A 25,584-nucleotide genomic window follows, 5' to 3' on the forward strand; every position below is an offset into this window, starting at 1 on the left:
CCCCTGTGCAGGTTTTACTCAGACAGCACGAAGGGTGCCGTGTACTTGTCGACATTGTCCTTGGTGATGAGAAGGCAATCGAACAGCTGCTTCTCGGTCGCCGCACCGGTGGCGCCCGTCTTGATGAACGAGTCCGCCTGCTGCACGGCCTTGGCCGAGAAGATGGCGACCGGCTGAAGCACGGTGTACTGCAGTTCACCGGACTTGATGGCCGCAACCGCATCCGGGGAGCCGTCGAAGCCGCCGACCTTGATGCCAGCCAGCTTGCCGGCCTCCTTCAGCGCCGCAACCGCACCGAGCGCCATTTCGTCATTGCCGCTGATCACGGCGATGATGTCGGGATTGGCCTGCAGCATGCTCTGCATCTTGTCGTGGCCCTGGGTGCGATCCCAGTTGGCGACCTGCGAAGCAGCCTTTTCGAGATCCGGATACTGGCTCAGCACAGTTGCGTAGCCATTCGAGCGCGTGGCGGCATTGTTGTCCGACGGGGCGCCGAGCAGTTCGACATATTTGCCCTTTTCACCGACGGCCTGCACCCATTGCTGGGCACCCAGAGCAGCGCCCTGCGCGTTGTTGGAAACGAGCTGCCCCTTGGCGAGGCCTTCCTGGTTGATCTCGGCATTGACGAGGAAAACCGGGATGTTGGCGGCAATCGCCTTCTTCACCGCGCCGACAGAGCCGTCGGCATTGGCCGGATCGAGGATGATGGCCACCGACTTGTTGGTGATGGCGGTGTCGATCAAGTTGCTTTCCGTGTTGGTGTCGCCCTTGTGGGCGCCGACATTGGCCGTATAGCCGAGCTTCTCGGCTTCGGCCTTGGCGACGTTACCTTCCGTCAGCCAATAGGGGTTGGCCGGATCGTTGACGATGATCGAGATCAGGCCCGCGGCCGACGCGGCCGCCGTAAACCCGACGACCATCGCGGCGGCGAGCAAGCTCTTAAGCATGGTTTTCATGTACATTCCTCCAATGACTACGCGGTGTTGCTGCCAGTTCATCTGGCAGTCTTCCCTTGGGCAGGATTGGCCGCTTCGGCCTTCCCCCGTTTCTGAGAAGTCGGTTGGCCACCTGTCGAAGCCGGGAGCTTGCTACGGCGGCGATACTGAACGGCATTGAGCAGCACGGCGAGTACGATGACGGCGCCCGTGAACACTGTCTGCCAGTAGGATGAGATGCCGATGATCACCAGACCATCGGACAGGAAGCCGATGACGAAAGCCCCGAGCAGGGTTCCGCGGATATTGCCGCGCCCGCCGGTCAGTGCCGCGCCGCCGATGACGACGGCCGCGATGGCCGTCAGTTCGTAGGTGGTGCCCGCGGTCGGTCCCGCCGACGTCAGCTGCGAGGACAGGATCAGGCCGGCAATGGCGGCACAGATGCCTGACAGCACATAGACGGAAATCTGCACGGTCTTGACCGGAACGCCGGACAGTTCGGCCGCGCGCTCATTGCCGCCCGAGGCATAGAGCCAGCGCCCGAAGGCGGTGCGGTTCAGGACGATGCTGCCGATGAGCGCGATCACCACGAGAACCACCACGCCGGTCGGCACGCCGAACAGGCGGTTGAAGCCAAGCGCATCGAAGCCGGTGTTTCCCAACTCCGGCTTGCCGCCGAGATTGTTGTAGGTCAGGCCGCTGGTCATCAGCAGCGCCAGGCCTCGCGCCATGTACATGACGCCGAGCGTCGCGACGAAGGCCGGAACCTTGAAGCGCGCGATAAGCACGCCGTTGATCAGCCCGACAACGGCGCCCAGCATGCAGGCAAGCACGGCGACCACCCAGACCGGCGGATAGAGAACGATGCCCAGCCAGGTCAGCGTCACGCCCTGCATCAGGAATCCGGCAACGACGCCGGCGAGCCCGAGCGTCGATCCCACCGACAGGTCGATGCCGCCATTGAGGATGACGAGCAGCATGCCGACGGCGAGGATTCCGAAGATGGCGACATGCGAAGCCATGGTCAGGAAATTCGCCACCGAGAGGTAGTAGGGCGACAGGAACGAGAAGACGACGATGATGACGATCAGGGCAAAGAAAGCGCGGCCTTCGAGCAGCAGCTTGGCGAGATCGAAGCCTTCGCCGCCCGCGCTCGGACTGGACTGTTTTCTGGCCTGGCTGACGTCGGTCATGGTCTGGGCTCCGAAATTCCTGGTGATCAGGCGATCACGGCTTCGCCGGAGGCGGCCATGATCTGCTCTTTGGTGGCGTTGGCGCCGAACTCGGCTGAAATCCTGCCCCGGCGCATAACGACGATCCGGTGCGCGATGCTGAGGCACTCGTTGACCTCCGAGGTCGAGAAGATCACCGCAAGGCCCTGCGCGGCGCGTTCGCTGAGCAAGCGGAAGACCTCGGCCTTGGCGCCGACATCGATGCCGCGGCTCGGCTCGTCGAGAAGGATGACCTTGGGGTTGGTCGTCAGCATCTTGCCGATGACCACCTTCTGCTGATTGCCGCCCGAAAGCGATCCGATCATGGCGCTGCCGCCCGCGGTCTTGATGGTCACCTTGCGGATCGAATCCTCGACCAGCCCGCGCTCCCTGGAGCGGGATAGAAACAGCCCCTTGGCGAACGCCTCGATGCTGGCAAGCGAAAGATTACGACCGACGGTCATGGTCTGCACCAGTCCGTCGCGCTGGCGATCCTCGGGGACCAACACGAGACCCTTGGCGATGCGCTGGGCAATGCTCAGCCCCGAGACGTCCTCGCCCTCCAGAAGCGCGCGGCCGCCCGCCATCGGCACCCGTCCGGCGACAGCTTCCAGCAATTCGGTGCGCCCGGCGCCCATCAGCCCATAGATGCAGACGATCTCGCCCGCTTTGACGTCCAGCGACAGGTGGTCGACGACGGAATAGCCTGAGCCCGAAGTGTCGATGACGCTGACATCCTCGATCGACAGGGCGACCTCGCCGAACTCATGACCGGTCGGTGGCGAGCCGAGATCGAAATTCTCGCCGACCATGTTGCGCACGATCCACTCAAGATCGATATCCCTGGCTTCGGCTGTCGCCGTGATCGCGCCGTCGCGCAGGACGACGGCGTAGTCGGTGATCTGCAGCGCCTCTTCGAGATGATGCGATATGTAGACGATGGAAACGCCGCGGCTGGTCAAATCGCGGATCACCTTGAACAGCACCTCCACCTCTGTGGCGCTGAGCGCCGAGGTCGGCTCGTCCATGATCAGGATGCGGGAATCGACCGACAGCGCCCGTGCGATCTCGACGATCTGCTGCTGCCCGAGGCGCAGATCCTCGACCAAGGTCATCGGATCGATGTCCTCCTCGAGATCGGCCATCAGCGCGCGCGCCTGACGCGATTCCTCGGCGAAGTCGAGGCCAGTCCTGGTGCGCAGTTCGCGGCCCATGAAGATGTTGTCGCGAACGCTGAGGTTCGGCGCCAGGCTGAGTTCCTGGTGGATGATCGAGATGCCGCGATCGCGCGCGTCCGAGGACGAGGAAAAACTGACGAGATTGCCGTCGAGCACGATGTCGCCGGATGTCGGCGTGACCACTCCAGACAGGATCTTCATCAGCGTCGACTTGCCGGCGCCATTTTCCCCAAACAGCGTCGTGACCTTGCCGCGATGGATGTCAAAATTGACGCCTTTGAGCGCATGGACGCCGCCATACGACATGACAATGTTGCGCGCCGAAAGCACGGCGTCGCCATTCGCGGATCCGGTGCCGGCAGCCAAGTTCATTTGACCTCCAGCCTCACGGGAGTGACCAGCCAGCTCTTCGGATTGACCAGCTTGAAGGCGCCAACCACCGATATGGTCTTGCCGGTCAAGGCGCTGGTGTCGATTTTTGCCAGGACTTCCTTCTTCATCTCGTTGTTCAGCGCCGAGCCGGCGTCCTGGTATTCGATCTGGTTGGTGAATTGGCCGAATGTGATCTTGCCGGTGGCATCGCGCAGCTCGGTGCCGTTGATCGCCGGTCCCGTCTGCACGCGGACCATCAACGTGTCGGGCAAACCGTCGACTGCGACCTTGTAGATGCCCGATTTTCCTTCGCCGACGACGCCGCTGAACTTGACCGAGATGACCGGCCCGACACCCGCGGGCACGCCGTATTCCTTTTCGGCCGTTGCCCTGTCCTTGGCGATCGCCGTCGCCACCGTCACCGCGTCGGCGGCACGAGCCTCGACATCGGCCTGCACCTTGGGAAATTCCGACTTGCCGTAGTCGATCGCGGAAAAGACGACGCTGCGAACGTCGCCCGCGGAACCGATCCTGACCACCTTGGTGTCGAGCGCCATGGCGCCGAGCAGGACGAGAACCGCGGCGCCGGCAAGTGCCCGACGCAGGCCGGGCGAGGTCTGCCGGGTCGATGCGGTGGCAGCCTTCGCGCTCATGACGCAACCGCCAGCAAAGCAGATCCGCGCTTGTCACGCATTTGACGATCCTCCGTTCACATGGCGCTTGGCACCATTGGATTGGTTCTGTTCGACAAGGGCACGGGCGGTGGATTCGTCGGTGATCAAGCCGCTCAGATAACGGCTTTCGAGCACCGCCTTGATCGCCCGCACCTTCACCTTGCCGCCGGCGACGGCGACGATCCTGCGGCCTTTCAACTGGTCACGCGGCAGCGCCAGGATTCTTTCCGACAGCGCCGTTTCCACCGGGCGCCCCTTGTCGTCGAAGAAATGGGCGAGCAACTCGCCGACGCCGCCATCGCGTTTGACCTCATCGATTTCGGAATGTTCGATCATGCCGGTAGCGACGAGCGAGGCTTCCCGCTCGGCGGTCCCTATTCCGACGAACATCAGGTCGGACCGGCTTGCGAGAGCGAAGACATCGCTGATGCCGCGCTGGCCAAGCAGCACCTCACGGTCCTCGGCGGTGTTGGCGACGAAAGGCACCGGCATCACATAGGCCTGCGCGCCGGTCCGCTCGGCCAGGCGATGCATGACATCGTGCGGGTTGGCGGCAAATTTGCGCGTCACGCCGCCAAGCAGCGAGACGAAGCGGATATGGGCGGCGGCGGTGCGTGTCAGATACTCGACGCTTGCGGCAAGGGTGCGGCCATGGCCGACGCCGATCAGCATGTCTTCGCCACGATCGATCTCGCGCTTGAGAAACTGGGCGCCGGCGATGCCCAGCCCCTTCAGCGGCAGGTCTTCCTGGTCGAGATCGGGAACCACCTCGCAATAGTCGAGCCCGTATGCGGCGGTCAGGCGCTGCTCCAGCTCCACACACTCGGCGACGTCGCCGTCGATAAAGACCCTGACCAGGCCCTCCTGGTTGGCCTTGGTGATGAGCCGGTGCGCCTTGAGGCTGGTCAGGCCAAGCCGCTTGGCCACCTGGGCCTGCGTGAGACCCCCGGCATAGTGAAGCCAGGCCGCGCGCGTGGCGAGGCTGGATTCATGGTCGCGGTTAGCGGTCCCGCCGGATTTCAAGCCATCTCCTCCCTGAGATGATATTATTATCTTTGTGTGCAAAAATTTTCACATCCTTGCATCGCTGTCAATCCCTCGCCGGATTTGGCGCATATCCTCGGTGGGAATTCACAGGCCTTGCCCCTCGCCGACACGCCGGCTCGCCGGCTCGCCGGCGTATCGGCGGTCAGCGTCGGCCTATTAGGAGGTCGGCATATTAGGCGATCATACTGTTGTGTTAATTTAACGTCAACTGATGTTACCTACCGATACGAACAACGGGGTTGCAGAGGTCATTGCTGCCGAGATTTCAGTTAATCACTTGTTTTTAATCATGTATATCCGATTGGAAAAAAATCCCAACCCGGCTGTGAGTTGCGGCGTTTGTACGTGCGAAGCCATGGGCAAACCGATAGGATTGCCTCAAGAAAGAGTATCGGCATTGTCCAATGACGCGGTCAGTCCAACCGCATCAGGTTCCGGCCCTCGAGTTCCACAACCGCGGCCTCGATTTCCTGCGCAATGCGCTCAGCACTCCAGTCAAGCGCCCGCGCGGCGATCGACGCGATCTCCCGCAAGTCCCGGCCTGTCAGGGAACCGGCAATCGCCAAGGTGCTGCGGCGCATGACGATATCAGCCAGATGTTCGACGAATTCGTTGCGGACGATGTAGTCAATTTCCGACCGGCTGTAGCTTTCTGAATCCGGCAGTCGACCCTCATCATCCGCCCCATGCTTGGCGATCTGCGTGGCTCTGGTGCCGTATCGCGACAGCAGTTGATCGAGGCGCCGTTCCTCGATGCCCGTTTCCGATCGCGCCCGGGCCAGCCAGTCTATACGTGCCAAAGCATCGGGCGGAAAATCCCTGCCACCGCCAATCGGCATGGCTTGCGTCGTCACCTTGCGGCTGCACTGCAGACGATCGAGCACGGTGTCGGCGACTTCCTGGGCGAAGCCACGGAATGTCGTCCATTTGCCGCCGACCAGCGAGATGACCGCGAAAGGTCTGTTTCGATCCGGCTCGGCCACCGGCGCCGAGTGATCGCGGCTGATCAGTCCGGGCAACGATGCATCCGAGGCCGGCAGCGGCCTGATGCCGCTATAGGCATAGACGATCTGGTCGCGCTCGAACGCCATTCCCGGCAGCAGCATCCGCACGCTGTCGAGCAGGTACTCGACTTCGTCAGGCTCGCAGCGCACCGCGTCGGGATTGTCGGCCTTGATGTCGGTGGACCCGACCAGCGCCAGGCCGAGATAGTCATAGACAAGGCAGATACGGCCGTCGTCGGCCTCGAAATAGAGCATGCGCCCGGCCAGGCTTTTGACCAGTTCGTCATGCTTCAACAGGATGTGCGAGCCCTTGGTGCCGCCGATCATCTTCGACGGCGCACCAAGCAAATCGTTGACGTCATCGATCCAGGGACCGGCGGCATTGACCACCAGCTTGGGCCGCACCGAAAATGCCGCGCCGTTTTCCGGCTGGAAGGTGAGCACGCCATCGGCCGAAGCCACCAGCGCCGTGTAGTTCGCGCTGGCCGAGGCCGCATTTGCCCGCAGTCCATCGAGGATCAGTTCGAGCACCAGCCTTTCAGGGTGGCTTATCTTGGCGTCGTAGTAGGTGCCGGTGGCGACGATCGAAGGATTGAGCGCCGGCATCCCGCTGAGCGCCTGGCGCCGCCCGACCATGCGGTGGCGCGGCATGACCTGGTTTCGCGAGCCATAGAAATCATAGATCATCAGGCCGATCTTGATCAGGATGGCGCCGCGGCTGCGCGGCGCGCTGGTCGAGCCGAACAGCGTTCGCAGCGCCGCCAGCATGCCCTTGCTCCAGGAAAAGATCGGGATGACGGTCGGCAGCGGGCTGACATAGTGCGGCGCGTTTTTCAAAAGCAAATTGCGTTCGAGCGTCGACTGCGCCACGAGACCGAATTCGCCGGTCTCGAGATATTTCAGGCCGCCGTGAATGAGCCGCGATGGCGCAGCACTGGTGCCCGAACCGAAGTCCGCCTTGTCGACAATCAGGCAGCTGACGCCCTGCGCGCACAGGTCGCGAAACAGGCCTGCCCCGTTGATGCCGGCGCCGAGAATGACGACGTCGACCTGGCCGATCCCCGCCATGGCGACCAGACGCCCGGCAGGTTTTTCCGTACGTGTTCCTTCAGCTGGGCTCATGGTGCTTTCGTCTTGACGACGCGCAGCTTGACGCCGGCCCGTTCGAGGGCTTGCGCCCGCGCATCGCCCAGGCCTTCGGTTACCAGCACGACGTCGAAGCTGGTCAGATCGTCGAAGACATGCAGCGCGATCCTGTCGAACTTGGCATGGTCGATCAAAAGGATACGCTTGACCGATGCGGCCATCATCGCCTGCTTGACCCGCACGACATTGGGATCCTGAATGAAGGCGGTGGTTCCGGTGATGGCCGAAGCCGAACAGATCAGCACATTGGCGCGCAGCTGCGCCACGGCGTTCTCGCAGACGATGCCGATATAGGCATTGTAGGTGGCGTGGTACTGGCCGCCGAGGCAGATGAAGTCGATATCGTCGACATTGGTCAGCAGCGACGCCGTCGCGACGGAGTTGGTGATGACGGTCAGCGGCTTGACGTCGAGAAGCAGCGTGGCGACGGCGTTTGCCGTCGAGGAATCGTCCAGCATGACCACCTGGCCGGCTTCGACATAATCCAGTGCTGCCCGCGCCAGCGCATCCTTCTCGGCCCGGTTGACCGTCACCCGGTAGCGGAAGGCGCTTTCGTAAAGGCCGGACGGCTGAACCGTCACCGCACCGTGCAGCTTGCGCAGCACGCCCTGCTGCGCCAGCCGGTCGATGTGCCGGTGGATGGTCATGCGCGATACGCCGAAATGCTCGACCAGATCGTCGATGCGAACCTGGCCGAGCTTGATCACATAGTCGGCGATCTCTTCGCGTCGTTCGTCGGCCTTGATCATGTGGTTCCCCCGGTGTCTTGCCGCGCCAGCTTCTCGATCTCCGGCCAGTGCGGTTCGAGCGCACCTGCTATGCGGCCATAGAGGGAAAAGCGCTCGTTGAACACAGCACTGGAGGCAGGCACTGGCTCGTATTGGCGCGCCGTCATGCCGACCTGCCTGGCACCTTGTTGCGGCGTCGCGAAGATGCCGACCGCGGCACCCGCGCAAAGGGCAGCGCCAAAGGCGGCGGCCTCGTCGGTCGAGGTGATGGTGACCGGGGCATTCAGCACATCGGCGAACATCTGGACGAAGGCTGGATTGCGCGAACCGCCGCCGGTCAGGCGGATTTCGCGAACGACAAAACCTTCGCGCAGAGCTTCGACATGGGTGCGATGATTGAAGACAATGCCTTCCAGAACCGCCTTCAGCATATCGCCGCGATTGTGCCAGCCGTGAAGGCCGACAAAGCTGCCGCTGGCGACATCGCCAAAGGGGGAGCCGAACAGATAGGGGTGAAACAGGATGGACGACCGGTTCTTCAGCGCCGCGGCGATCTCTGCTGCCAGCAACTCATGGATCGAGCCACCCTCTAGCGATGCCTTTTCCTGCTCCGAGCGGCAGAACGTGTCGAGAAACCAGTCGTAGTTTGCGGTCGAGGCCGGTGAGATCGCCATGTTGTTCCAACGGCCCGCGTCGATGGCGTTACGACAGAACCAGCGCGGGTCGACACGCGGTTCCAATGAGACGACTTCGTTGATCGAATAAGTCCCGGCGACGATGGCAAGCACGCCCTCCTCATGGCCGCCCATGCCGAGCGCCGAGGCAGTCACGTCATGCAGTCCGCAAGCGACGGGTGTTCCCTTGGTAAGGCCGGTCATTTGGGCGGCATCGGCGGTGACGTGGCCGACGATGTCGGCCGAATGCGCCATCGGCGGCAGCGCATCGAAAAGATCGTCCAGTCCGAAAATACGCAATGCTTCAGGCGCGAAGGCTTGCGTTCGGAAATCCGTGAATGAGGTGCTGGCCTCCGTGCGGTCGGTACCGATCGTGCCCGACAAGCAAAAGCGCAGCCAGTCCTTGCAGGCCAGTATATGCCCGATGCGCCCATAGCGGTCGGGTTCGTTCTTCCTGATCCAGGCCAGCAGCGCCGATGGCGCCGAGACGTGCGGCGCCTGGCCGGTGCGCGCCAACGCGTCTTCGAAGACCCGATCCGCCGACCATCTTTCGACAATCTCGCCTGCACGGCTGTCGAGCGACAGGATCCCGGGCCCCAGCGGCCGACGATCCTTGTCGAGCAGGTAAAGACCGTCGCCATGCGCGGTCGCCGCCACCGCCTTGATGTCGTCTGCCGGCCGGCCGCACAATGCGATCGCCTCCTTGATTGCGTCGGCGGTCGCTTGCCAGAGGCCGATCATGTCGCGCTCCACCCAGCGTGCATGGGGCATCGATTGCGGAATCCGCCGACGCGCCACCGACAATTGCGTGCCATCGGCATCGAAGATCACCGCCTTGGTAACCGTGAGACCGTTATCGATTCCGAGCAGACAGGGCATGGTCACCGCCTCTTTCAGCGACTGGCGATGCGCACTGCAAGGCAATCCTGCAGGCTGGGGCAAGGGTGACAGACATAGCGACGATCAACGCGCACGGTGATACAAGCGATGACATCCAATGGATCGAACGAACCATACCGTGATGTTAATTTAACGTCAATGGCTGAGATAATTCCCCATGTATCCATGAAATCCTAACATTTCAAACGATGCAAGATTGAAAATCTCCCTGATTTTGTTGTATTTTTTTGTCATGAAAATATCCCAACCGGACCGTTCATTCAGCCCGCGACATCATAGAGCCGAAAGGCACCGCGATGTTTGGCGTCAGGCAGGCCTTCGGGCCCGTATTGGAAGCCATATTCGAAATATATCGGCCTTGGCGCCAACACGCTCATGACCGGGCGTCGGCCTCGTTGGGCCTCGCCGTGAATGGCGAAGCCGGTGCAAACGCCCTTTTGGTCGTGCTTCGTGACGAGATCGACCTCACCTTAATCACGCTTGGTTTGCGCCAACCCGTTGAATTCAGGGCGGCAATATTGCCGCGATGATTCCTTCTACCACACCCCGGCAAGCCTCGGTTCCTGATGCGTCATCAACATTCGCCCGAAGCTACTCGAAGGAATAGGTGAAGCCCTCCTTGGAGGCACCAACGGTCACCTTTGTCATCTTTTCGCCATCGAGCGAGCGGTTCAGCACGCCGCGGCTCAATTCAGGCAGAAGCGTATTGGTCAAAATGGCGTCGATCATCCGCCCACCGGATTCGATCTCGGTGCAGCGAGCCTTGACTAGGTCCATGACGCCGTCGCCGATCACCAATTCCGCGTCGTTGGTCGCACGCAGCCGACGAGCGATTTTGGCGAACTGGTGGCGGGTGATCGCTTCGATCATCGAATCCGACAGCGGATAGTAAGGAATGGTCACCACCCGGCCCAGAAAGGCCGCGGGGAAGACCTTCAGCAACGGGCTGCGCAGCGCGGTGTCCAGATCGTCGAGCCCTGCCCGCAGCGTGCCATTCCTGGTCCGATCCATGATGACTTCGGAACCGACATTCGAGGTGAGCAGAATCAGCGTGTTCTTGAAATCGATGCGCCGGCCCTCGCTGTCGTCCATCATCCCCTTGTCGAAGACCTGGAAGAAGATCTCGTGCACGTCAGGATGCGCCTTCTCGACCTCGTCGAGCAGGATCACCGAATAAGGCTTGCGGCGGACCGCCTCCGTCAGGATGCCGCCCTTCCCGTAGCCGACATAACCGGGCGGCGCCCCCTTCAAGGTGGAAACCGTATGCGCCTCCTGGAACTCGGACATGTTGATCGAGATTAGGTTCTGCTCGCCGCCATAAAGCGTTTCGGCCAGTGCCAAGGCGGTTTCAGTCTTGCCGACGCCCGAGGGGCCGCAGAGCAGGAACACACCCACCGGCTTTTCCGGCGCGCCGAGCCCGGCGCGGCTGGTCTGTACGCGCTTGGCGATCATCTCCATGGCGTGGTCCTGGCCGACGACGCGTTCGGACAGGGTGACGGCAAGCCGCAGCGCCTTCTCGGTCTGGCTCGACAGCATCCGCCCCGTCGGGATTCCCGTCCAGTCCTGGACCACCGCCGCCACGGCGTTGCGGTCGACCGAGGGCAGGATCAACGGCGTCTCGCCTTGCGCCTCGGCCAGTTCGGCCATCAGTTCGCGCAACCGGGCGAGATCGGCGGCCGGATCGGGTGGAGGGGCATCGGCGGCCGCCGGTGTCTTCACGTCGGTTTTGGCCGTTTGGGTTTTGGGCGTTTCGGCCTTGGGTGGCTGTTGCTCAACCGCGTCCGCGTCTGCTGTTTCGCCATTGGTCTCCGGTGTCTCCACCGCATCGAGCGGCACACCTTCGCCGCGCAGCCTGGCGCGCAATTCGAGTATCTCGGCAACAAGTGCCTTTTCCCGATCCCAACGTTGCTGCGCGGCCGCCAGCGTGACCTCGCTTTCGGCAAGCCCGGTGTCGACCCGAGCCTGCCGCTCAGTCACCTCGATGCCGATCGCAGCCTCGCGGCCGATAATGCCGCGCTCGACCTCCAGCGCCTGGCGTCGGCGCATGATATCCTCGACCTCCGCCGGCGTGGCATGCTGCGATATGGCGACACGGGCGCAAGCGGTGTCGAGAAGGCTCACCGCTTTATCCGGCAATTGCCGCGCCGGGATGTAGCGATGCGACAGGCCGACCGCCGCCTCGATCGCCTCATCGAGTATCTGTACCTTGTGGTGCTGCTCCAGAACGCCGGCCACACCGCGCAACATGAGAACGGCCACCACCTCCGAAGGCTCGTCGATTTTTACCACCTGGAAACGGCGGGTCAGGGCCGGGTCCTTCTCGATGTGCTGCTTGTATTCCGCCCAGGTCGTTGCCGCGATGGTGCGCAATTCGCCCCGCGCCAGCGCCGGCTTCAGGAGATTGGCCGCGTCGCCGGTTCCAGCCGCGCCGCCGGCGCCGATCAAGGTGTGGGCCTCATCGATGAACAGGATGACCGGCGTTTCGGACGATTGAACCTCATCGATGACGGCCTTGAGCCGTTTTTCGAACTCACCCTTTACGCTTGCTCCCGCCTGCATCAGTCCGACATCGAGCATGCGCACACTGACGTTCCGCAGGCTGGGCGGCACGTCGCCCTCGGCGATACGCAATGCAAAGCCCTCGACGACGGCGGTCTTGCCGACCCCGGCCTCGCCGGTCAGGATCGGATTGTTTTGCCGGCGTCGCATCAGGATATCGACGATCTGCCTGATCTCCGGATCGCGGCCGACGACCGGATCGATCTTGCCGTCGCGGGCACGCTGGGTCAGGTCGGTGGCGTATTTCGCCAGCGCCGAATCGGCGCCCGGAGGCCGCTTCGGCGTTTCGGCCGCGGGAACCGCCATGCCTGCGCCGGCTTCGAGCGAGCCCTCCATTACGTCGGCGAACCGTGCGATGACCGCGGCGGCGTCGATCTTGTCAAACTCGCCGCTGATCTTCGACAGCAGGCCTTCCAGCACCGGCGTCTTCAGGCAGGCAAGCAGAATATGGGCGCTGCGGACTTCCTCGACGCCGAACTCAAGCGTTGCCAGGTTCCAGGCTTCCTGGATGGCATGGAAGATATGGTCGGAAAATTCCTCGATCGACGTGGCGCCGTAAGGCAGCTTATCGACGGCGCGGGTCATATCGGCGGTCAGCCGGCTCGCATCCAGTCCCGCATCGGCGATTATCATTTGCACATCCGAGCGGTCGGAAAGCACCAGTTGCTCGATGAAGTGGACGAGTTCGACGTAAGGATTGCCGCGCAGTTTGGCGGTGTCGGCAGCAGCCTTGAAGGCGCGGACACCCACAGGATTGAGCTTGCCGACCAGTTCCTTGCGTTTGAAGGTCTGCGATGACCGGCGCTGTTCCATCGAACGTGCTCCTGCAATCTGCCAGCCGATAAACTGCCACATAAGCCGTCACTTGACAAAGCGCGTGACGGAGGGGGCTCGATGCCCGGCTCAGCCGGCTTCTTCCGCTTGTGGAAAATCCTGCGCCACTGGTTGCAAGCAACCACGGAATTGGGCGCTCTATGCGATGCATTTCGCAGCGGGGTTTTGCAATCACGCCACGGATTTCAGCCTCAAGAGCCGGCTGCATTTAGCTTCTGTTAATTTTTGAGCAGTCGTTCAATTGTGGTAAAGTGCGACGGTGTGATAACGTTGGGTCACATACGGTTTGAGGGCCGGGCGCTGGGGGTTGGTGTGATTGATGTCGCACTCTGGCTTGCTTCACTCGACGGTGAAAATCCGTCAGGGGAGGATTTGCGCAACGACCCGACTTTTCATGAGCTGGAGCGCCTGACGGAACCCCAGGTCAAGGTCGTCCACGACGGCCATAACAAGCCCAACTCGCAAAGCACCATTCCGGTCGACTGGCCTGCAGTGCTCGCAAAGGCAGAGGAACTGCGACCGCATGGCCGGGACCTGCGCCTGCTCGTCATCGTCACGCGCGCGCTGGCCAATGAAGAAGGACTGGCCGGGCTCGCGCAGGGCCTGACCCTCATTGCGCGGACCTTCGACCAACATTGGGCGACCATGCATCCGGCACTGCGGCCCAACGCTTCGCCACGCGATGCCGCCTTGCGCCGTATCAACGCGCTGCTCGACCTCCAGAATGGTCAGGACGGGTTGTTGGCGAACCTGCGGCAGATGACGTTCTTTGCGCCACGCTCGATCGGGCCGATCAGCGGACGCGATCTGGAACAGGGCGCGCTCGACGACCGTGTCATGCTCCAGGAAGCCGCCTCGGGATTGAATGCGGCGGAAAAAGCCACACTGGTCAGTGCGCACGGGCAACTCTTGAACAGGGTGCGTGCCGGATGTGTGGCACAGATGGATCAAGCCAACGCGGAGATGGTCTCACTCGTCGCCGACGCCCGGGCAGCGATCGCGGCTCTTGATGCGGTCGAAACCGCCCTCAACGCTCGCCTCGACGGCGGCGGCGCTCCTGTTCCGGAATTAAAGCGGTTTCTGCAGCGTTTGCTGACGACCCTCGAGCGGAATTCGGCAGCCGGCGCCGTGGCGAATGGCACGGCCAGGCCGCCCGCGCCGGCGGAGCCGGCAGCGACTGCTCGAAACGGTCATGGAGCCGATACTATGGCAAGTGTGGCAAGCTACGCGGACTCGAGCACGGGGCTTCCCGACCGCATCTCCTCGCGCGACGACGTGGTGAAATGCCTCGACCTCGTCGTCGCCTTCTATGACCGCACCGAACCGTCGAGCCCGATTCCGCATCTGGCGCGGCGTGTGCGCCGGATGGTGCACATGGATTTCGTTGAACTGATGGAAGATCTCGCGCCGTCGGGGCTGAAGGAATTCCGGCTCCTTGCCGGCGTTCCCGATGCCAAGAAGACGGCTCAGAAGGATGAAAGGTAAGAGCACATGCCAGCCGAAAGCAAAGCGAAGGTTATCGAACGAAATCGCGCGCCGCGGGTGCAGATCGCCTACGACGTGGAAACCTACGGTAGCCCGACGACGATCGAACTGCCATTCGTCATGGGTGTGATGGCCGACCTTTCCGGTGCTTCGCAAACCAAGGAAGCGTCAAAGTCGGTGCTGGACCGTTCCTTTGTCGAGACCGACGCGAACCGCTTCCCCAAGTTCATGGAGGCGCTCGGGCCTCGCGTCAAAGCCCGGGTGAAGAACATGCTGCCGCAGGCCGAAGGCCAGGAGCGCGACGAGGAGCTGGCGCTCGATCTTACATTTTCCAAAATGGGCGATTTCGCTCCGGACAAGATCGCCGAGCAGGTGCCGCAACTGGCCGAAATCCTCAAGATGCGTCGTCAGCTCGAGGAGTTGCTCGGCTTCATGGATGGCCGCGTCGACGCCGAAAAACGCATTGCGCAGCTTCTGAACAACGAGCCGCTGCTTGGCAAGATCGCCAGCCAGGCACTCGCCGACGACGACAAGACAGGGGAGTAAATCATGGCCGAACAGCAAAAGACCGCCGCAGTCGCCGCAGAGGCCGAAGCCATCGACCTCGGAGAATTCAGCGGGCTCCTCGAGAAGGATTTCAAGGTCAAGAAGGACGACAGCGAGAAGCTGCAGCAACTCGTCCGCAATCTCGCGCTCGCGGCACAGTCCCGTTCCGATACCACGACCATCTCGTCCAATGCGATCAAGTCGATCAAGTCGCTGATCGCGGGCATCGACAAGATGCTGACGACACAGGTCAACGAAATCCTGCATGCGCCGGAAGTGCGCGAAATGGAAGGCACATGGCGGGGTCTCTGGTATCTCATCAACAACACCGAGACGGATCAGAAGCTGAAGATCCGGGTGATGAATATCTCCAAGGAGCAACTGGCCGACACGCTCGAAGACTATGAAGGCCAGATGTGGGACCAGAGCCCGATCTTCAAGAAAGTCTATACGGACGAGTATTCCATGCTTGGCGGCGAGCCGATCGGCTGCGTCATCGGCGCCTACGAATTCTCGAACCATCCGCGCGACGTCGGCCTGCTGCGCAATATCTCCGGCATCTGTGCTTCCGCGCACACGCCGTTTATCGCAGCCGCCTCGCCGCGCCTGTTCCGCATGGACAGCTGGCAGGAATTGCCGAATCCGCAAGACCTGCAGCAGATCGTCTCCAACCCGGCCTATGCCTCGTGGCAGTCGCTGCGCGAGAGTGAGGACGCTCGCTACATCGGCCTGACCATGCCCCGTGTTCTGGCGCGGCTGCCATATGGCACGGATACCGTTCCGGTGAAGGGCTTCACCTTCGAGGAAGAGGTGCAGGGCGATCACAACAAGTATGTCTGGATGAACGCCGCCTTCCCGATGGGCGTGAACATAAACCGCAGCCACAAGCTCTATGGCTGGGGCACGCAGATCCGCGGCGTCGAGAATGGCGGCACGGTTCTCAATCTGCCGGTGCACAGCTTCCCCACCGATGACGGGTCGATCGCGATGAAATGTCCGACGGAAGTCGCCATCGACGACCGCCGTGAGGCGGAACTGGCCAAGCTCGGCCTGATGCCGATCCTGCATCGAAAGAATACCGATCTCGCGGCCTTCATTGGGGCACACTCACTGCAGGACGACGAGACACGGGCGGGACGGCTGGTCGATCCCGACGCGCAGTCCAATGAGCGGCTGAGCGCCAACCTACCCTATCTCTTTCCGGTCTCGCGCTTTGCGCACTACCTCAAGGCCATTGCGCGCGACAAGGTCGGCTCGTTCAAGGAGCGCTCCGACATGCAGATCTGGTTGACCGAGTGGATCAACCGCTACGTGCTGGCCAACCCCGCCTTTGCCGACGACAAGGCGCGCGCCAAGCGCCCGCTTGCCGCGGCCGAGGTCCAGGTGGACAGCGTGGAGGGGCGGCCGGGCTATTACAACGCCCGCTTCTATCTGCGCCCGCATTACCAGCTGGAGGGCATCAATGCCTCGCTCCGACTGGTGTCGGAACTACCGTCCGTGAAGACTTGACCTGCAGCAACAACATCTTGGTTTTGAAAGCGGTGGAGAAAGACAATGCCCACAGGTACCAAAATTGATGGCTTTCTGAAAGTTCCGGATATCAAAGGCCCAAGCATTCGAGACGGACATGAGGACGAAATCGAAATCCATGGGGTCGACTACAAAATAGTCGCGCCTTACGATCCAAATTCGCTCTCGCGCCGCGGCCGCGTCTCCTTGGGAATGATCAAGTTCACCAAGCATTATGACAAGTCTTCACCCTATCTGAAAAAAGCACTGTTCGAGAACAAGGCGCTGGACGAGGTGGTGTTTTCGGCACGCCGCACCATCGATGGCGAGACCAAGGATTACCTAGTCGTTACGCTCACCGACGCCTCGATCATGGAATACGACATGTCGCAGGCCGAGGATGAGGAGGACCTGATCGAGGAAGAGGTCAGCTTCGCCTACAAGAAGATCAAGTTCGTCTATGACGACAATGACGAAATCGAAATGGATGTCTATGTCGGCAAGTGAGGGCCGGCGGCCCGACGCGGACAAACTGCAGGTGGCCGGTAGTTCGCGAGCAAAACGCGAAGCGGTCCAGCCCTCACTCTGGGACCGCCTCGTAAACGACCTGCCGGGCATGACCTCCGAGATAGACGGGCTGCGCCAGGCGTTGCAGGAAGAACTCGGCCTCGACCGGCTGGAGACACTGGTTGCGGGCAGCGCGCGGCTCATCGATGCCGATGCGGAGCTGACGGCCGATCAGAAGCGGCGTCTGCACCGCCTGGCCTTTCAGACCCAGCACCGCGTAGAGATGGAAAATCGCGGGGTGGTCGTGTCGGCCCGCGTGCTCAGGGAGGCCGTGCGGCGCGATATCGAGGCTCTCTTCAACACCGAGCGCTTCGAGGCTGTCCCGCTTCTTTCCGATCTGGAAAGCGAGCAGGCAGGGGACAACCCGCCGTCGCTGGCCGATTTTCCGGAGGTGCGACGAAGCGTGCTGAACTATGGCGTGCCTTCCTTCTCCGGCCGTTCCTCCCGCGACTTTGATCGCGAAGCCCTGGCGCGTGAGATCCGCTCGGTGCTTGCAACGTTCGAGCCACGCCTCAAGGAAAGCTCGACGAAGGTCACGGTGACGCTTGGCGACAAGAGCGTGGGTTTGAAGATCGAGATTGACGCGGTGCTGATCATGACGCCGACGCCGGAGCGCATGCGCCTGCGGACCACGATCAATCTCGATAACGGCTTGGCGCGGACCGAATTTAGGGAGGCCTGAGATGGATCGGGTCTTCGTGGAATACTACGAGGAGGAACTGACCCATATCCGTGCGCTTGCTGCGGAATTCGCCGACATGCATCCGGCGGTGGCGCGCAACCTGTCGCTCGACACGGTCCCGTGTCCGGATCCGTATGTCGAGCGGCTGCTTGACGGCGTCGCTTTCCTCGCCGCGCGCACCCGGCTGAAGGTTGATGCGGAACGCTCGCGGTTTTCACGCAGCGTGCTGGACGTCCTCTATCCCGATCTGGTCACGCCGGCGCCGGCAACGGCGATGGTGGTACTGAAACCCGGCCAGCAGGTCCAGACGATGGTTGCCGGCCATGTCGTCAAGCGCAATACCCGGCTGGTTTCCGGCCTGCAGCCCGGCCTGTCGACGCGCTGCACCTTCACCACCGCCCAGGACATCACGCTGTGGCCGATAGCGGTCAATTCGGTAAGCTATTTTCAAGATCGCAGCGCGCTGGCGGCGGCCGGCATAGCGCCGATCGGCGGTGTTGGTGGCGAGGCGGCACTCCGCATCGTGCTGGCTCGGACCGGAAAAGGCAGGCTCGACGAGCTGTCGCTCGACCGGCTTGATCTCTACTTTGCCGGGCGCGCCAAGGCACCCCTGCTGTTCGACGCGATTTTCGGCGCCTGCTCTGCCGTTGGCGCACGTGCGGAAGGCAAGACCAATCCCCTATCGCCCTTGCCGGAACCCGAAATGATCGGCATCAGCGACGACGAGTCACTGATGCCTCGTACCCGTCCGACATTCGAGGGGTACCGTCTGCTGCGCGAATATTTCATGATGCCCGAGCGCTTTCACTATGCGCGGGTTTCCGGGCTGCGGCCCGTCGTGCGCCGATGCGCGACGGGGCTGGAGATCATTTTCATGTTCAGGCGTCCAGTACCTGAACTTGCCGACCTGACGCCGGCTGATTTTGAACTTTTCGCGACGCCGATCATCAATCTCTTCGAACGTGAGTGCAACGTCATCGAGCTCGATCCGCGCAAGACGCGCCAGGTGCTGCATGCCGACCGAACACGGGCGCGCGACTTTGAAATCTACCGGGTCATCCGCGTCGAGGACGCCGACACCGGGGGCGGCGATGCCGAAATTCCAGAGCTCTTCAGCCTGGGTCAGAATCGCGGCGGCGGCTGGGTCTATTCCACCGAGCGGCGCCCGCGCCGCGCGACGGAAGAGGAGCGGCGCGACGGTCTGACCCGCACCTCTTACACAGGGGACGATGTTTTCCTGGCGATTTCCCGCCCGGTGGAAAGTCAGGCGAACCGGCCGCTGAAGCGTGTCGACATCGTGGCACTTTGTACCAACCGCGATCTGCCGATCCTCGACGACAATCCTACCTTGACGCTGGAGGCCGGCGATCCGGTCGAGACGGTGCGGCTTCTCGGCGCGCTGCGTCCGCCTCGCCCGGCCATTCCCGCGGCGCTGCCTTCGGGCGCGGCGGGCGAATCCCGCGCCGACAATCTCGCCTGGCGGCTCGTGGCGCAGCTGGCGCTCAACTTTCTCAGCCTCGCCAAGGAAGGTCGCGGCGTCGATCCGTTGCATGCGCTGCTTGATCTTTATGCCGACCGGGGAGATCCGAGCCTTGCCCGCAACGTGCATTCGATCGTTCGCATAGACTCGCGGTCCGTGATCGAACGGCTGCAGATCGACGGGCCAATGTGCTTTGGACGCGGCACGGAAGTGACATTGCACGTGGACCAGTCGGTTCTGGCAGGGCAAAGCACATTGCTGCTTTCGGCCTTGCTGGCGCGGCTGTTTGCCCGTCATGCCGGAATAAACGGCTTTGTGCGAACCCGCACGCGGCTGCTGCAGAAGCAGGAGGATGTGCCATGGCCGATGACGCCCGGCAATCGCTACCTGATCTAGACACGGTCGACCCGATCCGGGCCGAGGGGCTGTCCGAGACGTTCGACTTCTTCGAGCTGTTGCGCCGGCTCGAACGGCGGGGCGGGCTGTTCGGCTATTCCGGCCCGCCGGCACGCGAGCCGGCAAGGCTCGGACAGCACGTGCGTCTGAGTTTTTCGGCCAGGGACGTGGTTGAATTCCGCGAAGCGAACGACAAGGCTCCAGCCAGGGTCACGGTCGCAAATCTCGGCCTGATGGGACCTGAGGGCCCCATGCCGCTGCATTTGACGCGCTGGGTGCTCGATCGCCTGTCCCAGCGCTGGTTTACTGGCGCTGACGCGCAGCAGACCAGTGACACGACATTCGTGGACTTCGTCAACATTCTGCAGCACCGCATGATCGCCCTGTATTATCGGGCGTGGGCGGATGCGCATCCGGCGGTACAGGTCGAGCGCGCGGTCGGTGGACGCGTTCGCGCCATGCTTGAAGCCATGGCCGGAATCGGACTTCCCGGCACCCAGAACACCGATCTCGATACGGTGAAGCTTCGCCAGGCGGCTTCGCTGGCCAGCCAGGTCGACGGCCCGGAACGGCTGACGCTGTTCCTGGCGGAAGCGTTCAAGGTGCCGGTTCAGATCAAGGAGTTCATCGCCGCCTGGATGACCATACCAACCGGGCTCCAGACCCGCCTTGCCAAAGCCTATGCAGGGCTCGGCCGGGGGGCGACGATCGGCCCACGTGTTTTCAACCGCCAAAGCAGGATCGAACTGCGTGTGGGCCCGTTGGGGTACGAGGAGTTCAAGGCGTTCCTGCCTGGCGGCCAGCGGCTCAAACTGTTCAAGCAAGCCGTTCGCGACATGGTCGGGGAATCGCTCGACGTCGATCTGCGCATCGTGCTTGCGCGTGAAGCGGTGCCGCCGCCGCGTATCGGAGCGGTACAACTCGGCCGGACCGCCTGGCTTGCGCGGCCCGCTGAAAGGGGCGATGCTGACGACATGCGGCTGCGGACAATCGTCGGATGGCGGCCGGAAATGGCGGAGGTCGCGGCATGAGTCTGCTGCTGACGCTGGAGCAAGGGCCACGCACCCAGGCGGTACGGCAAACCCGGCTGGATGAGGGTGAGCTGGTGATCGGCCGCAGCACGGATGCAGGCTGGCAGATCGACGATCCCGACATGTTCGTTTCGCGGGCTCATTGCAAGATTTCGGGCGGACGAGATGGGTATTTCGTCACCGACACGTCGAGCAGCGGATTGTTCATAAACGACTCCGACAGCCCTCTGGGGGCCGGCAAGTCGACGCGCCTTCTAAGCGGCATGCGGCTGAGACTGGGCGACTACGTCGTACATGTCGACCTGCAGACGCCAACCGCCCGGACACCCGCAGCCGGTCAGCCGATCCCGGAACGCCCACCGCCGGCATCCCAGGCGCCGGCGAGCATCAGCAGCGATGACTTCTTTTCCGCCAAGGTCGAAGAAGAGCCCCGACGGCCACGTCCGGCCGATCTGCCGAACCCGTTCGAGCAGCCGGTTGCGGGCGCGTTCGAGCGTGCTGCCTCCAGCCAGCGCAGTTCGCCTGCTTTCGATGACCCGTTCAGCCTCGATCCGGTTTCAACGCCTGTGTCGAAAGACACCGGCCCTCATCTCGAACCGGGCGTCGCGGCGAGCCAGACGGACCCATTCAGCCTCGACCCCATGCCGTCCCTTAGCCGCGGAGCCCAACTCGCTCAGGGAAAGCCGTCCGATTTCAACGATGATTTTGGTTTCGGACCAGCCGCGGCGACCGGTTCGGCAAATGGCGTCGGCTCGGCCGGGCAGCGCGAGCGCATCGCCCAACGACCACAATCCGCCAATCCCTGGGACTTGCCAGTACAAGCGGCTGATGTCCCGTCTCCGGCGCGGGCAGGCGCCGCTCCCAAATCCGCCCGCCTGCCTGCGGCGGCGCAGCTGGGGGACATGGCGCTTCGCTCCGCATTCCTGCACGGCATGGGTGTCGAGGAAGCCGATTTCCCAGGGCGCGACAGCATCGCGGAGATGGAGAAGTTTGGTCGCGAATACCGGCTGATGATGGAAGGCCTGATGCAGCTTCTGCGCAAGCGGGCCGAGGAGAAGGGAAACGCGCGCGTCGCCCAAACCATGGTCGGCGCTTCCGAGGTCAATCCGCTCAAGTTTCTGCCGACCGTCGACGACGCCATCGTCACGCTTATCGCCGAGCGCAGTCCCGGATTTCTCGCCGGCGAAGCGGCGATCGCCGACGCGATTCGCGATCTCGCTCAACATCACGTGCGCGCCTGGCGAGGCGTACAGGGCGCCCTGCGGCGGATGATCGACCGTTTTGACCCGGCAGCGATCGAGGAAGAGCTGAAATCGAATTCCGCGATCGGCACCCTGCTTTCGGGGGGACGCGGTGCCAAGCTGTGGGAGCTTTACCGGAAACGCCACCGTGAAATCGCGGAGAGCGCGGAAAAAAGCTTCCTGGGTGAAATCGGCGCTGATTTTCGGGATGCATATGAGGAGGAGTGAGACATGATCGATCGACGCGAATTTGTCGTTGCCCTGGGCGCGACCGGACTGCTTACGGCTTGCCAGAGTGGACCGCCGAAACCATCCGTGATCACCGTCAAACTGACCGGCGGGGCCGGCATGAACCCTGGACCAGGTGGCGGCGACCGGCCGGTGACGGTCCTCGTGATGCTGCTGCGCAGTACCGGGAAATTCAATTCCGCCGATTATTTCGCGCTGCAGGGGGATGCCGGCTCGGCACTCGCAGGCGACCTCATCGGATCGGACCAGATCGCCGTGGGACCGGGAAAGACCGCGTCCAAGACCATCACGGTCGAGCCGGACGCGACGGCGCTGGGCTTCGTTGCGCTGATCCGCGAGCCCGGCGGCCGGAACTGGCGGACAGCCAAGTCGGTGTCGCCGGGATCACAATTCACGGTCAACGTCACGCTTGGCAGCGGCGGCATTTCCGCCTAGCGGCCAGGGCAAGGGGAGCTCAATGCAGAGAGTAGCGGCATGAGCGATGCAAACAGGGTGCTGTGGTCGGAAGGTCTTTTCCTGCGGACCCAGCATTTCCAGCAGCAGGATCGCTTTTTCGAGGCGACGGTGCGCGGCGCGTTGCAGGCCGGGCAACTGCATACGTTCGGCTTTCAGCAGCTGACGCTGGATCAGGCATTGCTGGAGGCCGGCCAGATCTCGATCCTGTCGGCGCGGGGCATCTTTCCGGACGGGACACCCTTCTCCATTCCAGACATGATGGACGCGCCGCGGCCGCTGCCGGTCACCCCAGACACGGGCGCCGGACCGGTGCTGGTCGCCTTGCCGCTGGAGCCTCCCGGCGGTGTCGGCTTCGATCCGGCACATGCCGCCGCTTCAGGAGCACGATATCATGGGCGGATCGTTTCGGTGCGTGACGCCGTCCAGGGCGGATCAGATCCTGAAGAAATCGAAATTGCCCGTCCGCAAGCGCTGCTGCTGGCGCCCGGCAAGTCGGTCGGCGGCTACACAGCCTTGCCGATAGCCGACCTCAAGGGGGTTCGAGCCGACGGCGGTGTCTCTCTGGACGAGACCTTCCTGCCGCCGACATTGGTTACCGGCGCGGTGGCCTGGTATCGGCAATTGCTTCTGGAAGTCGTCACCGGCCTCGACCAGATCGCCGAGGCGCATGGCAAAATGGTCATGGGTGGGCCTGGGCGCAGCGTCGAAGATCTGCTGATGCTCAATCTCGCCAATGCGGCGCGTCCGCGGCTCGCGCACATGCTGGCGCAGGATGTCTTCCATCCGGCCGAGCTTTACCTGGAGCTTGCAGGGCTCGCCGGTTCGATGGCGACATACGGATCGAGCGCGCGGCGGCTGGGCGAATTGCCCGCTTACGATCATATGGCGCCCGGCCCCGCCTATTCGGCGCTGGCGGATGCGTTGCGCTCGCTCATCCTCAGCCTGCGTTACATCGAACCGAAATCGCGTGCGCTGCCTGTCATGCGGCATTCGACCAATGTCTGGAAAATCCGCATCGACAACCCGAAGCTGCTGGTGGCCAGCCGGATCGTCATCCGGGTCGGTTCGGAGCTGTCGGAGGACGCGCTGCGCAAGATATTCGTCAACCAGGCGACGGTCGGCTCGGCCGACCAGTTCGAGGGCCTGTGGAAATCGCGTTTGCCCGGTATTCCGCTGAAACCGCTTCATTCCCAACCGCGCGAGATCCCCTACGATGGCGATCGGCTATGCCTCGAGCTGGACCAGAAAAGCGAGCATTGGGCGTCGCTGCTTGATGCTCCCGGCTTCGTCATCGGGGTTTCGGGCGTCTTGCCAAGCGAGCCGCAGGTGGACTGCTATTCGGTGAACAGGTGAGATCATGAGCCGCGATGATCCTTTCGGACTGTCGGAGGATCACGAACGCACTCGCATACGATTGACCGGCGCGCCGATGCCGCGGCCGATTGCGCCGCTCTTGCCGGGCGCGGCGGTAAAGCGGTCTCGCACCCACCCGAACGCGCTTGTCAACGCGTTCGCGCCCCTGCTCGAATTCGCTCCCGAGCTTGAAAGCGCGCTGCCGCCGGAGAACCCGGAAGCGCTGCGCACCCGGCTGCTCGAAGAGCTGGTTCGGGCACGCGACACGGCAATGTCGACGGGGTCCTCGATGGAGCGGGCCGACCAGGCAGCCTGGGTCGTGGCGGCGTTGCTCGACGATCTGGCCCTGAACACGCCATGGGGCGGAGCCAGCGCCTGGCCGCGGCAGCCGCTTGTGGTCATGCTGCGCGGCGACGTCGATGCCGGCACGCAGTTCTTCACGCGCCTCGACGAACTGGAGCGGCATCCCAACCGCGATCGCGAATTGCTTGAACTGCAGTATGATTGCATGGCGCTCGGTTTTCGCGGCAAATATCGCGTGCCTGGGCGGTCAGGCGACCGCTCGCTCAATGCCGTACGCGTGGCGGCGGCCCGCTTCCTGCGCGATGCCGACGCAGAAGGCGCGCCGCTCTCGCCAAACTGGAAGGGCGTGATCGCCTCCGACGAGCCGCGGCGCTTCACCGTTCCGATCTGGGTCATGGCGCTCGGTGCGGCGGTTGTTGCCACGGCAATCCATATCGGGCTGTCGATGGGACTGAGCAGCCAGGCGGTCGAGCTTTCCGCACTTGTTCGCGCGTTGCCGCCGCCTACGCGAGGCGACATCAGCCGTACGTCGCCCAAGGTCGATGCCCCGCCGCCGGAGAAAGTCGATTTTGCGCTGCTGCCGGAATTTCAGGCCGGGGCCCCGGCCGGCCTCAAATCCGCCCTCAGCGGCACCGAGAGCGTCTCGCTGGCCAAGCTGATCATCCAGGCCTCCGACCCAGAACTGTTCCAGTCGTCGCGGCCACAACTAACCGAAGGCTTCGAACCCCTGATCGGTTCGATCGCCAAGGTGATCCTCGCCAATCAGGAGCTGATCGGGAACATCACGGTGGTCGGTCACACGGACAGCGTTCCTCTGCAGAAGACCAATCCGCTGTCGACCAACCAGCGGCTGTCCGAGGCTCGCGCCCAGACGATTGCGGATATGCTGGTCCAAAACGGAGTGCCAGGGGACCGCGTCCATTCCGAGGGGCGTGCGGCCACCGATCCAGTGGCCAACGACAGCACGCGCCAGGGGCGAGCCTTGAACCGCCGCGTCGAGGTACTTGTCGAAAAGAGGCTGTGA

20 protein-coding genes are annotated in these 25,584 nt (G+C 62.9%); 11 read left to right on the forward strand and 9 right to left on the reverse strand.

The features are described from left to right. Window positions 1–14: 14 nt before the first annotated feature. From NKH03_RS13035 to tssH, 9 genes are all read right to left on the reverse strand, one after another. Entirely contained in the window at window positions 15–956 is a 942-nt protein-coding gene (locus NKH03_RS13035; protein ID WP_013533072.1) for a D-ribose ABC transporter substrate-binding protein, read from the reverse strand. A 38-nt stretch (window positions 957–994) separates the two neighbouring features. Then, entirely contained in the window at window positions 995–2,128 is a 1,134-nt protein-coding gene (locus NKH03_RS13040) for an ABC transporter permease (RefSeq protein ID WP_352866796.1), read from the reverse strand. Window positions 2,129–2,154: 26 nt separating this feature from the next. Further along, window positions 2,155–3,696, reverse strand: coding sequence for a sugar ABC transporter ATP-binding protein (locus tag NKH03_RS13045; RefSeq protein WP_352968669.1), 1,542 nt, complete (start codon window positions 3,694–3,696; stop codon window positions 2,155–2,157). After that, a complete protein-coding gene (locus NKH03_RS13050) occupies window positions 3,693–4,349 on the reverse strand; it encodes a DUF2291 family protein (RefSeq protein ID WP_352968670.1) in 657 nt (218 codons plus the stop codon). The genes NKH03_RS13045 and NKH03_RS13050 overlap by 4 nt, the downstream gene beginning before the upstream one ends. Before the next feature lie 33 nt (window positions 4,350–4,382). After that, a complete protein-coding gene (locus NKH03_RS13055) occupies window positions 4,383–5,393 on the reverse strand; it encodes a sugar-binding transcriptional regulator (RefSeq protein ID WP_352875701.1) in 1,011 nt (336 codons plus the stop codon). A gap of 437 nt (window positions 5,394–5,830) precedes the next feature. After that, on the reverse strand, window positions 5,831–7,543 hold the full coding sequence (locus tag NKH03_RS13060) for a glycerol-3-phosphate dehydrogenase/oxidase (RefSeq protein ID WP_502913512.1): 1,713 nt from the start codon (window positions 7,541–7,543) through the stop codon (window positions 5,831–5,833). Next, window positions 7,540–8,316, reverse strand: coding sequence for a DeoR/GlpR family DNA-binding transcription regulator (locus tag NKH03_RS13065; protein ID WP_352655930.1), 777 nt, complete (start codon window positions 8,314–8,316; stop codon window positions 7,540–7,542). The genes NKH03_RS13060 and NKH03_RS13065 overlap by 4 nt, the downstream gene beginning before the upstream one ends. Next, entirely contained in the window at window positions 8,313–9,848 is a 1,536-nt protein-coding gene (locus tag NKH03_RS13070; RefSeq protein WP_352968671.1) for an FGGY-family carbohydrate kinase, read from the reverse strand. The genes NKH03_RS13065 and NKH03_RS13070 overlap by 4 nt, the downstream gene beginning before the upstream one ends. A 612-nt stretch (window positions 9,849–10,460) precedes the next feature. Further along, the gene (gene tssH, locus NKH03_RS13075; RefSeq protein WP_352968672.1) at window positions 10,461–13,241 is read right to left on the reverse strand and encodes a type VI secretion system ATPase TssH; all 2,781 of its coding nucleotides are present in this window, start codon (window positions 13,239–13,241) and stop codon (window positions 10,461–10,463) included. Window positions 13,242–13,574: 333 nt separating this feature from the next. Between tssH and tssA the strand changes: the two genes are divergently transcribed. From tssA to icmH, 11 genes are read left to right on the forward strand one after another with little or no spacing between them, the layout of a single operon-like run. Continuing rightward, window positions 13,575–14,747 (forward strand): type VI secretion system protein TssA, encoded by a 1,173-nt coding sequence (tssA, locus tag NKH03_RS13080; protein WP_352968743.1) that lies wholly within the window; start codon window positions 13,575–13,577, stop codon window positions 14,745–14,747. A 6-nt stretch (window positions 14,748–14,753) separates the two neighbouring features. Then, a complete protein-coding gene (tssB, locus tag NKH03_RS13085; protein WP_352968673.1) occupies window positions 14,754–15,293 on the forward strand; it encodes a type VI secretion system contractile sheath small subunit in 540 nt (179 codons plus the stop codon). A 3-nt stretch (window positions 15,294–15,296) separates the two neighbouring features. Then, complete coding sequence (gene tssC, locus NKH03_RS13090; protein ID WP_027035515.1) at window positions 15,297–16,802, forward strand: type VI secretion system contractile sheath large subunit; 1,506 nt, start codon at window positions 15,297–15,299, stop codon at window positions 16,800–16,802. Window positions 16,803–16,847: 45 nt separating this feature from the next. Continuing rightward, complete coding sequence (locus NKH03_RS13095; protein ID WP_352866777.1) at window positions 16,848–17,309, forward strand: Hcp family type VI secretion system effector; 462 nt, start codon at window positions 16,848–16,850, stop codon at window positions 17,307–17,309. Beyond that, complete coding sequence (gene tssE / locus NKH03_RS13100) at window positions 17,296–18,051, forward strand: type VI secretion system baseplate subunit TssE (RefSeq protein WP_352866899.1); 756 nt, start codon at window positions 17,296–17,298, stop codon at window positions 18,049–18,051. Before NKH03_RS13095 ends, tssE begins: the two co-directional genes overlap by 14 nt. A gap of 1 nt (window position 18,052) precedes the next feature. Further along, entirely contained in the window at window positions 18,053–19,927 is a 1,875-nt protein-coding gene (gene tssF / locus NKH03_RS13105; RefSeq protein WP_352968674.1) for a type VI secretion system baseplate subunit TssF, read from the forward strand. Further along, a complete protein-coding gene (gene tssG, locus NKH03_RS13110; RefSeq protein ID WP_352968675.1) occupies window positions 19,891–20,958 on the forward strand; it encodes a type VI secretion system baseplate subunit TssG in 1,068 nt (355 codons plus the stop codon). Before tssF ends, tssG begins: the two co-directional genes overlap by 37 nt. Next, entirely contained in the window at window positions 20,955–22,427 is a 1,473-nt protein-coding gene (tagH, locus tag NKH03_RS13115; protein ID WP_352968676.1) for a type VI secretion system-associated FHA domain protein TagH, read from the forward strand. Before tssG ends, tagH begins: the two co-directional genes overlap by 4 nt. Before the next feature lie 3 nt (window positions 22,428–22,430). Then, the gene (gene tssJ, locus NKH03_RS13120) at window positions 22,431–22,883 is read left to right on the forward strand and encodes a type VI secretion system lipoprotein TssJ (protein ID WP_352968677.1); all 453 of its coding nucleotides are present in this window, start codon (window positions 22,431–22,433) and stop codon (window positions 22,881–22,883) included. Between the two features lie 39 nt (window positions 22,884–22,922). After that, a complete protein-coding gene (gene tssK, locus NKH03_RS13125; RefSeq protein WP_292658778.1) occupies window positions 22,923–24,257 on the forward strand; it encodes a type VI secretion system baseplate subunit TssK in 1,335 nt (444 codons plus the stop codon). Window positions 24,258–24,261: 4 nt separating this feature from the next. Then, window positions 24,262–25,584, forward strand: a complete 1,323-nt coding sequence (icmH, locus tag NKH03_RS13130; RefSeq protein ID WP_352968678.1) for a type IVB secretion system protein IcmH/DotU — start codon at window positions 24,262–24,264, stop codon at window positions 25,582–25,584.

Source organism: Mesorhizobium sp. M1406, from assembly GCF_040317555.1.
Taxonomy (GTDB): domain Bacteria; phylum Pseudomonadota; class Alphaproteobacteria; order Rhizobiales; family Rhizobiaceae; genus Mesorhizobium.